This window comes from Nonlabens arenilitoris, assembly GCF_002954765.1.
GTDB lineage: Bacteria > Bacteroidota > Bacteroidia > Flavobacteriales > Flavobacteriaceae > Nonlabens > Nonlabens arenilitoris.
The window spans coordinates 1,929,324-1,944,567 of the sequence record NZ_MTPW01000001.1 but is presented as its reverse complement, the minus strand read 5'-3'; the positions used below and the strand labels follow the sequence as shown (position 1 = coordinate 1,944,567).

Annotated in this window: 4 protein-coding genes (1 of these 4 running past the window's edge); 1 reads left to right on the top strand and 3 read right to left on the bottom strand. The window is 38.5% G+C overall.

From position 1 onward, the window contains the following. Window positions 1–27: 27 nt before the first annotated feature. Complete coding sequence (locus tag BST92_RS08480) at window positions 28–1,638, top strand: peptide chain release factor 3 (protein WP_105071059.1); 1,611 nt, start codon at window positions 28–30, stop codon at window positions 1,636–1,638. Window positions 1,639–1,717: 79 nt separating this feature from the next. Here the strand turns inward: BST92_RS08480 and BST92_RS08475 are convergent, their stop codons facing one another. The 3 genes in view from BST92_RS08475 to BST92_RS08465 are tightly spaced (at most 60 nt apart) and all read right to left on the bottom strand, a layout consistent with a single transcriptional unit that may run on beyond the window. Then, on the bottom strand, window positions 1,718–3,709 hold the full coding sequence (locus BST92_RS08475) for an OmpA family protein (protein ID WP_105071058.1): 1,992 nt from the start codon (window positions 3,707–3,709) through the stop codon (window positions 1,718–1,720). 11 nt (window positions 3,710–3,720) lie between these two features. Beyond that, entirely contained in the window at window positions 3,721–4,656 is a 936-nt protein-coding gene (locus tag BST92_RS08470) for a PorP/SprF family type IX secretion system membrane protein (RefSeq protein WP_105071057.1), read from the bottom strand. 60 nt (window positions 4,657–4,716) lie between these two features. Next, a protein-coding gene (locus BST92_RS08465) for a DUF7507 domain-containing protein (protein WP_146105129.1) crosses the window boundary here: on the bottom strand, window positions 4,717–15,244 show its final stretch. The gene runs 16,757 nt beyond the window's last position; 10,528 of the gene's 27,285 nt are visible here — the last part of the coding sequence; its start codon lies off the right edge, out of view; the stop codon is at window positions 4,717–4,719.

Genomic DNA, 15,244 nt, shown 5'->3' with positions numbered 1-15,244 from the left:
TGAAGTATTCTCTATTTTTGTGATCTTATGAATAAAAAACAATTTGAGAAAGAGGTCGCTAGACGCAGGACCTTTGGTATTATATCTCACCCAGATGCTGGAAAAACGACCTTAACTGAAAAACTGTTGTTATATGGTGGTGCCATACAGGAAGCTGGTGCCGTGAAAAACAATAAAATTAAGAAAGGTGCTACTAGTGATTTTATGGAGATTGAGAGACAGAGAGGTATATCTGTTGCAACATCTGTACTAGCTTTTGAATATAAAAATATTAAAATCAACATTTTAGACACACCTGGTCACAAAGATTTTGCTGAAGACACTTTTAGAACGCTAACCGCTGTAGATAGTGTCATTGTAGTAATAGATGTAGCAAAAGGTGTAGAGGAGCAAACTGAGAAACTAGTCGAAGTTTGTAGAATGCGTAATATACCAATGATTGTTTTTATAAATAAAATGGATCGTGAAGGTAAAGACGCTTTTGACTTAATGGATGAAATCGAACAAAAGTTAGGTTTGAGAGTTACCCCATTAAGTTTCCCTATAGGAATGGGTTATGATTTGAAAGGGATCTATAACATTCATAAACAAAACATTAATCTATTCACTGGTGCATCTTCTAAAGACATACACAGTACTACTGCTATTGAGAACTTAGACGACCAGTTACTGGATCAACTGGTAGGTGATAAAGCCGCTGGAATTTTAAGAGATGAGCTAGAGCTAGTTACTGGGATTTATCCGGATTTTGACAGAGAAGAGTATCTAGCTGGAGATCTACAACCGGTCTTTTTTGGTAGTGCTTTACATAATTTTGGTGTTAAGGAATTACTTGATGGATTTATAGAGATTGCTCCTGCTCCAAGACCTAAAAAGGCAGAAGAACGCTTAGTACAACCTAACGAATCTGATTTTAGCGGTTTTGTTTTTAAAATACATGCTAATATGGATCCAAAGCACAGAGATCGTCTAGCTTTTATTAAAATAGTAAGTGGTGTATTTGAGAGAAACAAGGCCTATAAACACATAAGACTAGATAAGAACCTTAAATTCTCTAGCCCTAATGCTTTTTTTGCAGAGAAAAAAGAAATTGTAGATGAGTCTTTCCCTGGTGACATAGTAGGGCTGCATGATACTGGTAATTTTAAAATAGGTGACACGTTAACGTCTGGTGAAACGTTACATTATAAAGGAATACCATCCTTTTCTCCAGAACACTTTAGATACATTAATAATTCTGACCCGATGAAGTCTAAACAGCTTGCAAAAGGTATCGATCAATTAATGGATGAAGGTGTTGCACAACTTTTTACTCTAGAGCTAAATGGCCGAAAAATAATAGGTACTGTAGGCGCACTGCAATTTGAGGTTATACAATACCGTCTAGAACACGAATACGGCGCATCCTGTAGCTATGAAAACTTAAATGTATACAAGGCCTGCTGGATAGAAACTAAGGACGTTAACAGCGCTGAATTTAAAGATTTCAAAAGAGTAAAGGCTAAGTTTCTTGCTCATGATAAGCGAGATCAACTAGTTTTTCTAGCAGATTCTTCTTTCTCGTTACAAATGACACAACAAAAATATCCTAGCATTAAATTTCATTTTGTATCTGAGTTTGAACCTATGGAAGCATAGCTAACTGCATTTCAACTTATTAAATAAAAAAAGCCTACAATAATGTAGGCTTTTTTTGTTTATTGATATTTAAAGAATACTAGTCACAATCACTGTATTGACCTAGACCTGTCACTATAAATTCAGATCTTCTATTTAACTGGTGTTCTTCTGGTGTACAATCTACTCCATTAGAACAGTTATTAACTAACTGTCGTTCACCATAACCTTTTGCCGTAAGTCTAGAAGCGTTGATACCTTTTTCTATCAACCATTTTCTAGTACTTTGTGCTCTTTTCTCTGACAGCACATCATTATAAGCATCAGGAGCTCTACTATCTGTGTGAGATCTTATCTCTACAGAGGTCTGAGGATACAGTTCCATAAAGGCTAATATCTTAGATAGTTCTAGTGCCGCATCTGGCCTAATATTGAACCTATCAAAGTCAAAGTAAATATCTTTAATATTAAGCAATGGGGCAATGTCATCACAATCTACAACAGGGATTTTCTCATTTACCATAGCTAGTGGAACATCTAAGAAATCACTTTGTGTAGGAGTTGTAAAAAGATCCTCATCTGATGAATAGTCCTCCTTTTCGGTTCTCACAAAATATTGTTTACCACATTCTAATTTGAAAACGTATTTACCATTTGCTTTGGTTATTAATTGATCTACTTTATTATTATTTGCATCCATCACCATAACAGTAGCCTTATCCATAGGCAGGCCTGTTTTCTCATCAGTAACAGTACCTGTTAATATAATTTCACAAGAGTCTTTAAGATCTTCTAGCTGAACAAATCGATAGATATCATCATCTCCTTGACCACCTGGCCTGTTAGAAGAAAAGTATCCCATATTAGTATCATCGTTTATGATAAACGCAAAATCATCGTCTTCTGTGTTTGCAGGTTTACCAATATTAATAGGTAAACTTAAAGTTCCATCAGGATTTATAGAACTTGCAAATATATCTAGACCACCAAGGCCTTGATGACCTGTAGATGCAAAATATAAAATTCCTTTTTTAGATACGAACGGAAATGACTCTCTACCTTCAGTATTAATCTCTGTAAGGTTTCTTATTTCTCCGAAGCTACCATCCTCATTTATAGCAGCTACCCAAAGATCTGATTTTGTAAACTCATCATTACTATCATAACCTATACTACCTGGCATATCACTAGCAAAATAAAGGTATTTGCCGTCAGGAGACAAAGCAGGATGGGCAACAGAGTATTCATCATTATTAAAAGGTAATTCTACTGGAGCAGTCCATGATTTACCTTTTTTTGTTGATTTATAAATCTTTAACTTATTTATACCATCTATATCTTGTCTGTAAACACCTGCATTATAATTATTTCTGGTAAAATAAACTGTATTCCCATCACTAGTAAATGTAGGAGTACTCTCGTGATACCTAGTATTTAAAACTTTAGATAACCTTTTTTCATTAGAAAGTTTTCCAGTCTCATCTGCATCTGCAACATATAATTGTAAAAATGCCTGATCATTCCAACTGTGTGTCCTTTTAACAAATGAATTTGTATCTCTAGCTGTTGCATATACCACCTGATTTGCACCACCATAATAAGATGGTCCAAAATCTGCAGTACTTGAGTTAATAGCCACAGTATTTTCTACTTCAAATCGACCAGATTGAAAGTCAATAATTTGTAGGTAATCTGGTTGCTCACTATAAGATTTTGAACGGGAATCAAATCCTTTATATGAATTAAATTTAGCCATTAATTCGTCAGCTTCGGCATATCGTTTCACAGCTTTAAGTGATTGCGCATATCTAAAATAATACTCTGGAGCTAGCGATTCTGAGTTTAAATCAAATAACTCCTTATACCATTTATAAGACTCAGTAAGTTCATCATTAAAGTAGTAGGTATCACCTAACTTAGATAGAATTTCAACATTTTTATAGCCCTTTTCTACGACTTTTAGGTAAATCTGTTGTGCATCAATAAATGCAAATTTTTCAAATTCTTTATTTGCCTTTTTTACATCTTTTACTTGTCCATAACTTATTAAAGAGACAAGGCAAACAAGAGTAATTAGTATATTTTTCATCATTATGATTATATTTAAAAGAATCGAGGCGTTATTATTCTATCGTAGCTATTGAAAAGTTCAAACCTCACAAAGAGTTCATAACTTCCATCATTGTATAGGGCATTACCCAGTTCTGTCGTTTCACGATCATATGCAAATCCTATCATCATTTGATCACTTAATTGAAATCCTACCAGTCCACTTATCGCAGCACTCCAGCGATAGGCTGCTCCTAAAGTCAATTTCTCATTGAATAAAAAGTTTGCCGTTAAGTCCACCTGTAACGGTGATCCATTTACCATCTTAACTAAGGTTGCTGGTTTAAACTTAATATCGTCATTTAAATCAAATACATATCCTGCGGTTGCAAAATAATGTATGCGCTCTTCTGCAATGAATGTAGTTGCACTAGTATCATTACTATCATCAAAGTGATTTGTCTGTAACACATTAGGCGTACTCAATCCTACATAAAAACGATCTGTATGATAATACAATCCCAGTCCCACTGTAGGTGATAACTTATTATCAATATTTTCCTGCAACCTAGGATCTGATGTATTAAAGATATTCAGCTTTGTAAAATCAACATTTAATAAATGAACTCCTCCTTTTAATCCAAAACTTAATCGAGCCTCATCTCCTACTGGTAAAGTATAACTAAAGTCGGCAGCTATATAAGTCTCATCACTAGGTCCTATCTCATCATTTACTACACTTAATCCCAAACCTACTCGACTGTTCTCTATAGGTGTATGTAATGACAAACTTTGAGTGCGTGGTGCGCCATCTAATCCTACCCATTGACTTCTATGAAGACCGACAATACTCATCACTCCACGATTTCCTGCATAGGCCGGATTTATCGTTATTGGATTATACATGTACTGTGTGTATTGTGGATCCTGTTGTGCTGTAACCGCTTTCGCGAAAGCAAACAATAATATAATCGTTAATAATTTATTCATCTCTTCTTATGTTATAAAGAATTGAACTCACCTATTAAATTTAGGTGAGTTCAATAACATTTATCGGTTAATATATAGATATCCTGCTAGTTGCTTCGTCTCGTTCTGATCATTGATATACTCAATAACGTAGAAGTAAGTCCCTTCTGGAAGAGCCTCTCCTTGAGCGACAGTTACACGTCCTTCAGAAATACCTCTAAAGGCACGATTAGCATTGTTATAGTTATCAACATTATAAACTTCTACACCCCAACGATTAAAGATACTCACATTATTATCAAAATTCTCAATTCCTTGAATTAGGAAGAAATCATTCTGCATATCTCCATCAGGAGTAACAGCGTTGTAAATATTGATACCTCTAGGATCTGGATCGAGATAATCTGGTATGCCATCATTATCGTTATCCTCATCAATATCGTCTGGTCCAGTTACAATCATATCATTATCGTCATCTGTATCACGATAATCAACGTCATCCGTACCGTCAGTATTGTTTAGATCTGTTAATGGATCCACACCTACTACTAAACCATTAGGATCTTCATAGCCTCCTAAATCACCATCAAAGGCATCATCTAGACCATCCATATCAGCATCTATTCCAGATGGAGTAATGTCTGGGAACCCGTCATTATCGAAATCAAATCCTTCCGTACTATCAGGGACACCGTCATTATCAGAATCACTGTCTAAATAATCAGGATTGTCTGCACCATCTGTATTTACAGGTGTAATTCCTTCACCAGCACCTGGAGCAGACTCATAAGCATCATCTAAACCATTACCGTCTGCATCAACCCCACTAGGGTTAATATAACCTACAGTAAGTTGTGCTTCAACATTGTCTGGAATACCATCATTATCAGAATCTTGATCGAACCAATCTGGAATACCATCTCCATCAGAATCACCACCACCTTCTAATACATCTAATATACCATCATTATCATCGTCGATATCATCTACATCTGGAATACCATCACCATCATTGTCTGCTAATAGCATATATCCATCGCTTATTGTTGTAGTTGTTACACCTACACTTACTACTACAAAAGCTTCTGGATCAGAACCTATGGTTGTAAGATCATATCCAAATGGTAACGAATCCTCATCAACATCTACCGTATAATTACCAGCTGGAACTGTAACAACCCAGTTACCTAAAGCATCAACGGTTGTAGATGTAACGTTTCCAAATTCATCAGTCACATCAATCACTGTTCCTGCAGGGAATAACATATCAACGGCCGCATCATACATACCATCGCCATCCACATCTTCATATACAAATCCTTCAAGGGTTCCACTTCCTTGATAACCATCATCTAAGGTTGTGGTTGTAGTCCCGGCTGTCACTGTCACCATAGACTCTGGATTAGAACCTATAGTTGTTAAGACATAACCTGCTGGCAATGTTGTTTCTATTACTTCAACAGTGTAGTCACCGACTGGAACAGTAGCTGTCCAATTTCCTGTCGCATCAACAGTAGCAGTAAATACTGTACCGAACCCATCAGTTAATTCCACTAAAGTTCCTGCAGGGAAAAGAATATCTATTGTTGGATCATACATGCCATCACCATCAAAGTCGATATATACAAATCCTGTCACATTACCTGGAGTAGCTAACGGTGTGATCGTTGGATCATTCGTTAGATCACCATCCATATCATTATCCTCATCGGCTGGATTATCACTATCTGATACATCGCTTACTGGACCATTTGGACTTGTTGCATCTGTTGTCGCAGTATTCTCTACTTCTCCATTATCAATATCCATTTGAGTGATTGTATACATTCCTGTGAATGTTCCCATCTCGCCTGGTAATAATGTATCTGGTGTTGTTGCCTGAGCTACAACTCCTAATAAAGCATCGCTTACTGTTACTCCTGTCAATGTAGTCGTTCCTGTGTTGGTCGCTGTCAATGTATATGTGATCATATCACCTACACTTACAACTCCATCTCCATTCGTATCTGCATAAACACCACCTTTAACTAAGGTTATATCATCGTTTGGTGTTAACGGTGTGATCGTTGGATCATTCGTTAAATCACCATCCATATCATTATCCTCATCGGCTGGGTTATCACTATCTGACACATCGCTTACTGGACCGTTTGGACTTGCTGCATCTGTTGTCGCAGTATTCTCTACTTCTCCATTATCAATATCCATTTGAGTGATTGTATACATTGCTGTAAATGTTCCCATCTCGCCTGGTAATAACGTATCTGGTGTTGTTGCCTGAGCTACAACTCCTAATAAAGCATCGCTTACTGTTACACCTGTCAATGTAGTCGTTCCTGTGTTGGTCGCTGTCAATGTATATGTGATCATATCACCTACACTTACAACTCCATCTCCATTCGTATCTGCATAAACACCACCTTTAACTAAGGTTATATCATCGTTTGGTGTTAACGGTGTGATCGTTGGATCATTCGTTAAATCACCATCCATATCATTATCCTCATCGGCTGGGTTATCACTATCTGACACATCGCTTACTGGACCGTTTGGACTTGCTGCATCTGTTGTCGCAGTATTCTCTACTTCTCCATTATCAATATCCATTTGAGTGATTGTATACATTGCTGTAAATGTTCCCATCTCGCCTGGTAATAACGTATCTGGTGTTGTTGCCTGAGCTACAACTCCTAACAAAGCATCGCTTACTGTTACACCTGTCAATGTAGTCGTTCCTGTGTTGGTCGCTGTCAATGTATATGTGATCATATCTCCTACACTTACAACTCCATCTCCATTCGTATCTGCATAAACACCACCTTTAACTAAGGTTATATCATCGTTTGGTGTTAACGGTGTGATCGTTGGATCATTCGTTAAATCACCATCCATATCATTATCCTCATCGGCTGGGTTATCACTATCTGACACATCGCTTACTGGACCGTTTGGACTTGCTGCATCTGTTGTCGCAGTATTCTCTACTTCTCCATTATCAATATCCATTTGAGTGATTGTATACATTGCTGTGAATGTTCCCATCTCGCCTGGTAATAACGTATCTGGTGTTGTTGCTTGGGCTACAACTCCTAATAAAGCATCGCTTACTGTTACACCTGTCAATGTAGTCGTTCCTGTGTTGGTCGCTGTCAATGTGTATGTGATCATATCACCTACACTTACAACTCCATCTCCATTCGTATCTGCATAAACACCACCTTTAACTAAGGTTATATCATCGTTTGGTGTTAACGGTGTGATCGTTGGATCATTCGTTAAATCACCATCCATATCATTATCCTCATCGGCTGGATTATCACTATCTGACACATCGCTTACTGGACCGTTTGGACTTGCTGCATCTGTTGTCGCAGTATTCTCTACTTCTCCATTATCAATATCCATTTGAGTGATTGTATACATTGCTGTAAATGTTCCCATCTCGCCTGGTAATAACGTATCTGGTGTTGTTGCCTGAGCTACAACTCCTAACAAAGCATCGCTTACTGTTACACCTGTCAATGTAGTCGTTCCTGTGTTGGTCGCTGTCAATGTATATGTGATCATATCACCTACACTTACAACTCCATCTCCATTCGTATCTGCATAAACACCACCTTTAACTAAGGTTATATCATCGTTTGGTGTTAACGGTGTGATCGTTGGATCATTCGTTAAATCACCATCCATATCATTATCCTCATCGGCTGGGTTATCACTATCTGACACATCGCTTACTGGACCGTTTGGACTTGCTGCATCTGTTGTCGCAGTATTCTCTACTTCTCCATTATCAATATCCATTTGAGTGATTGTATACATTGCTGTAAATGTTCCCATCTCGCCTGGTAATAATGTATCTGGTGTTGTTGCCTGAGCTACAACTCCTAATAAAGCATCGCTTACTGTTACTCCTGTCAATGTAGTCGTTCCTGTGTTGGTCGCTGTCAATGTATATGTGATCATATCACCTACACTTACAACTCCATCTCCATTCGTATCTGCATAAACACCACCTTTAACTAAGGTTATATCATCGTTTGGTGTTAACGGTGTGATCGTTGGATCATTCGTTAAATCACCATCCATATCATTATCCTCATCGGCTGGGTTATCACTATCTGACACATCGCTTACTGGACCGTTTGGACTTGCTGCATCTGTTGTCGCAGTATTCTCTACTTCTCCATTATCAATATCCATTTGAGTGATTGTATACATTGCTGTAAATGTTCCCATCTCGCCTGGTAATAACGTATCTGGTGTTGTTGCCTGAGCTACAACTCCTAACAAAGCATCGCTTACTGTTACACCTGTCAATGTAGTCGTTCCTGTGTTGGTCGCTGTCAATGTATATGTGATCATATCTCCTACACTTACAACTCCATCTCCATTCGTATCTGCATAAACACCACCTTTAACTAAGGTTATATCATCGTTTGGTGTTAACGGTGTGATCGTTGGATCATTCGTTAAATCACCATCCATATCATTATCCTCATCGGCTGCGTTATCACTATCTGACACATCGCTTACTGGACCGTTTGGACTTGTTGCATCTGTTGTCGCAGTATTCTCTACTTCTCCATTATCAATATCCATTTGAGTGATTGTATACATTGCTGTGAATGTTCCCATCTCGCCTGGTAATAACGTATCTGGTGTTGTTGCCTGAGCTACAACTCCTAATAAAGCATCGCTTACTGTTACACCTGTCAATGTAGTCGTTCCTGTGTTGGTCGCTGTCAATGTGTATGTGATCATATCACCTACACTTATAACTCCATCTCCATTCGTATCTGCATAAACACCACCTTTAACTAAGGTTATATCATCGTTTGGTGTTAACGGTGTGATCGTTGGATCATTCGTTAAATCACCATCCATATCATTATCCTCATCGGCTGGATTATCACTATCTGACACATCGCTTACTGGACCGTTTGGACTTGTTGCATCTGTTGTCGCAGTATTCTCTACTTCTCCATTATCAATATCCATTTGAGTGATTGTATACATTGCTGTGAATGTTCCCATCTCGCCTGGTAATAACGTATCTGGTGTTGTTGCCTGAGCTACAACTCCTAATAAAGCATCGCTTACTGTTACACCTGTCAATGTAGTCGTTCCTGTGTTGGTCGCTGTCAATGTATATGTGATCATATCTCCTACACTTACAACTCCATCTCCATTCGTATCTGCATAAACACCACCTTTAACTAAGGTTATATCATCGTTTGGTGTTAACGGTGTGATCGTTGGATCATTCGTTAAATCACCATCCATATCATTATCCTCATCGGCTGGGTTATCACTATCTGATACATCGCTTACTGGACCGTTTGGACTTGTTGCATCTGTTGTCGCAGTATTCTCTACTTCTCCATTATCAATATCCATTTGAGTGATTGTATACATTCCTGTGAATGTTCCCATCTCGCCTGGTAATAATGTATCTGGTGTTGTTGCCTGAGCTACAACTCCTAATAAAGCATCGCTTACTGTTACTCCTGTCAATGTAGTCGTTCCTGTGTTGGTCGCTGTCAATGTATATGTGATCATATCTCCTACACTTACAACTCCATCTCCATTCGTATCTACATAAACACCACCTTTAACTAAGGTTATATCATCGTTTGGTGTTAACGGTGTGATCGTTGGATCATTCGTTAAATCACCATCCATATCATTATCCTCATCGGCTGCGTTATCACTATCTGACACATCGCTTACTGGACCGTTTGGACTTGTTGCATCTGTTGTCGCAGTATTCTCTACTTCTCCATTATCAATATCCATTTGAGTGATTGTATACATTGCTGTGAATGTTCCCATCTCGCCTGGTAATAACGTATCTGGTGTTGTTGCCTGAGCTACAACTCCTAATAAAGCATCGCTTACTGTTACACCTGTCAATGTAGTCGTTCCTGTGTTGGTCGCTGTCAATGTGTATGTGATCATATCACCTACACTTATAACTCCATCTCCATTCGTATCTGCATAAACACCACCTTTAACTAAGGTTATATCATCGTTTGGTGTTAACGGTGTGATCGTTGGATCATTCGTTAAATCACCATCCATATCATTATCCTCATCGGCTGGATTATCACTATCTGACACATCGCTTACTGGACCGTTTGGACTTGCTGCATCTGTTGTCGCAGTATTCTCTACTTCTCCATTATCAATATCCATTTGAGTGATTGTATACATTGCTGTAAATGTTCCCATCTCGCCTGGTAATAACGTATCTGGTGTTGTTGCCTGAGCTACAACTCCTAACAAAGCATCGCTTACTGTTACACCTGTCAATGTAGTCGTTCCTGTGTTGGTCGCTGTCAATGTATATGTGATCATATCACCTACACTTACAACTCCATCTCCATTCGTATCTGCATAAACACCACCTTTAACTAAGGTTATATCATCGTTTGGTGTTAACGGTGTGATCGTTGGATCATTCGTTAAATCACCATCCATATCATTATCCTCATCGGCTGGGTTATCACTATCTGACACATCGCTTACTGGACCGTTTGGACTTGCTGCATCTGTTGTCGCAGTATTCTCTACTTCTCCATTATCAATATCCATTTGAGTGATTGTATACATTGCTGTAAATGTTCCCATCTCGCCTGGTAATAATGTATCTGGTGTTGTTGCCTGAGCTACAACTCCTAATAAAGCATCGCTTACTGTTACTCCTGTCAATGTAGTCGTTCCTGTGTTGGTCGCTGTCAATGTATATGTGATCATATCACCTACACTTACAACTCCATCTCCATTCGTATCTGCATAAACACCACCTTTAACTAAGGTTATATCATCGTTTGGTGTTAACGGTGTGATCGTTGGATCATTCGTTAAATCACCATCCATATCATTATCCTCATCGGCTGGGTTATCACTATCTGACACATCGCTTACTGGACCGTTTGGACTTGCTGCATCTGTTGTCGCAGTATTCTCTACTTCTCCATTATCAATATCCATTTGAGTGATTGTATACATTGCTGTAAATGTTCCCATCTCGCCTGGTAATAACGTATCTGGTGTTGTTGCCTGAGCTACAACTCCTAATAAAGCATCGCTTACTGTTACACCTGTCAATGTAGTCGTTCCTGTGTTGGTCGCTGTCAATGTATATGTGATCATATCACCTACACTTACAACTCCATCTCCATTCGTATCTGCATAAACACCACCTTTAACTAAGGTTATATCATCGTTTGGTGTTAACGGTGTGATCGTTGGATCATTCGTTAAATCACCATCCATATCATTATCCTCATCGGCTGGGTTATCACTATCTGACACATCGCTTACTGGACCGTTTGGACTTGCTGCATCTGTTGTCGCAGTATTCTCTACTTCTCCATTATCAATATCCATTTGAGTGATTGTATACATTGCTGTGAATGTTCCCATCTCGCCTGGTAATAACGTATCTGGTGTTGTTGCCTGAGCTACAACTCCTAATAAAGCATCGCTTACTGTTACACCTGTCAATGTAGTCGTTCCTGTGTTGGTCGCTGTCAATGTATATGTGATCATATCACCTACACTTACAACTCCATCTCCATTCGTATCTGCATAAACACCACCTTTAACTAAGGTTATATCATCGTTTGGTGTTAACGGTGTGATCGTTGGATCATTCGTTAAATCACCATCCATATCATTATCCTCATCGGCTGCGTTATCACTATCTGACACATCGCTTACTGGACCGTTTGGACTTGTTGCATCTGTTGTCGCAGTATTCTCTACTTCTCCATTATCAATATCCATTTGAGTGATTGTATACATTGCTGTGAATGTTCCCATCTCGCCTGGTAATAACGTATCTGGTGTTGTTGCCTGAGCTACAACTCCTAATAAAGCATCGCTTACTGTTACACCTGTCAATGTAGTCGTTCCTGTGTTGGTCGCTGTCAATGTATATGTGATCATATCTCCTACACTTATAACTCCATCTCCATTCGTATCTGCATAAACACCACCTTTAACTAAGGTTATATCATCGTTTGGTGTTAACGGTGTGATCGTTGGATCATTTGTTAAATCACCATCCATATCATTATCCTCATCGGCTGGGTTATCACTATCTGATACATCACTTACTGGACCTTCATTAGTAGTACCGATTGCTAATGCGGTATTAGTAACTCCACCGTTATCGATATCCATTTGTGAAAGTACATATGATGCAGTTGCTGTACCTGCCATCCCAGGATCAATTGGATCTGGCGTCACTAGCAATCCTGTAACTCCAATTGTAGTATCATCCACAACAGTTCCTGAAACAACTAAATTACCAGTATTATTAACAGTAAATGTGTAATCAATTCTATCACCAACATTTATAACACCATCCATATTTACATCCACATACAAACCAACTTTAGTTAATTCAATTTCAGAAAGTGGAGTAATAACAAATATTGTAGGATCCTCTGCATCACCATCCATGTCCGTATCTAGATCAGTAAGATCTGCTGGGTCATCAGAGACATCGGTTACTTGCGCCAAAGGATCTCCATTACTATCAACAGTATCACCGGATACAATTGCAGAGTTAGTAACATTTCCTGCATCAACATCTGCTTGGGTTATCAAGTACATAGAAGTAGCCGTTCCCATTTGACCAGGATTCAAGGTTGCTGGTACAACTGATAAATTTGAGACTCCTATTACGGTATCATCTATTGTTAGATTAGATACAACCGTATTCCCTGAATTGGTAACTGTAAATGTATAAGTCAACATGTCACCAACATCTACTATACCATTACCATTCGTATCGGTGTATACATCCGTTTTCGCGAAAGCGAGATTAGGTTCACTTAAGTCTAATACAGTTCTATCATCTGGTTCACCATCTCCATTAAGATCAATATCTGTTCCTACAGTTGGATCATCTGATGTGTCTGTTACATTATTACCCTGTGGATCCTGCCCAGTCACAATAGCACTGTTATCAATTTGTCCAGATGTAATATCTGAAGCAAGAATAGTATAAACTACTTGTGCTGTACCCATATCTCCAGGAGCCAAACTAGTAGGCGTAACTACTAAACCGGCAACACCTATACGTGAATCATCAATCAATGGATTAATGATTGTAGTATCTCCTGTATTAGTTACTACAAAATTATAAGTAACTGTATCTCCTGCATTAATAAAGCCATCACCATTTGCATCAACATAGGTTGCTGCTTTAGTTAATGAGATACTATCTTCAACTGGAAGTATTGTGGTAGTATCATCATCTGGAGCGCCTGTTTCATCTGCTGGGTTACCTGAATCAGATACATCGCTCACAGGATCACCTAAAGAATCTAAACCTGATGCTGTTGCCGTGTTAACAACTTCACCATTATCAATATCAGCTTGAGTCAATGTATAATCAAACGTTGCTACTCCTATTTCAGAAGGGTTTAACGTGGATGGAGTAACAGAAACATTAACTGCTCCTACTGTAGCATCATTAATAACTAAAGAATTCACTTGAACAGTCCCTGAATTTGTAACTTCAAATGTATAAGTGATCATGTCATTAACATCTACCACACCATTCATGTTAACATCTACATATACTCCAGTTTTTATAAGAGTAATTTCTGGAGTAGGAGTTAGCGGTGTAATAGTTGGATCATTTGTCAAGTCGCCATCACCATCATTATCTTGATCTACAGGGTTTGCAGAATCAGATATATCAGAAATTGGACTACCTGAACCATCATCTAGTCCATTAACTACTGCACTGTTAGTAACGCCTCCAGCATTTATATCTGGCTGAGTTAATGCATAAGTGTAATTGACTGTTGTCGCTACTCCAGGAAGAAGAGGATCTGGTGTAACAGCTAAAGCCATTGCTGAAATAGTTATATCATCAATAGTTAAACCAGTAATTATAGAGTTTCCAGTGTTAGTAACTGTGAATGTGTAAATTATAGAGTCTCCTAAATTCACTAAACCGTCACCGTTAGTGTCTTGATAAATTCCATCTTTAACTAAGACTATATTAGGATTAAATACTTCTAAGTAATTAGGAGTTCCGTCCATATCATCATCATCATTAGTAGGATCACCATCACCGTCAGTATCTTCAACCAAGTCTGTTGTCAGGAATCCATCATTATCATCATCAGTATCTCTGTAATCTGGCTCATCTGTACCATCCGTATTGTTCAACTCAGTTGCTGGATCCGTATCTACTGTAGCTCCACTTGGATCACTGTATGGGTCTGTCGCATTAGCTGGGTCAAAAGCATCATCAATACCATCGCCATCGGTATCACCTAATTCAGTAGTATCTGCTACTCCATCATTATCTACATCATCTCCTTCGATACGATCGCTTACGCCATCATTATCACTGTCATCATCTAAGTAATCTGGCTCATCTGCTCCATCTGTGTTCTCTGGTGTGATTCCTTCTCCACTTCCTGGAGTCGTCTCATAAGCATCATCCAATCCATTCATGTCACTATCTACACCATCTGGTGCTGTGTAACCTGGTGTGTCTTGGCCTTCTACGTTATCTGGAATACCATCATTGTCAGCATCTTGATCGAACTGATCGATAATACCATCATTATCA

Bases quoted from the DNA above. Each gene is read 5' to 3' on its own strand.
- BST92_RS08475 (WP_105071058.1), bottom strand. From the start codon at position 3,709: ATGATGAAAAATATACTAATTACTCTTGTTTGCCTTGTCTCTTTAATA.
- BST92_RS08480 (WP_105071059.1), top strand. From the start codon at position 28: ATGAATAAAAAACAATTTGAGAAAGAGGTCGCTAGACGCAGGACCTTT.
- BST92_RS08470 (WP_105071057.1), bottom strand. From the start codon at position 4,656: ATGAATAAATTATTAACGATTATATTATTGTTTGCTTTCGCGAAAGCG.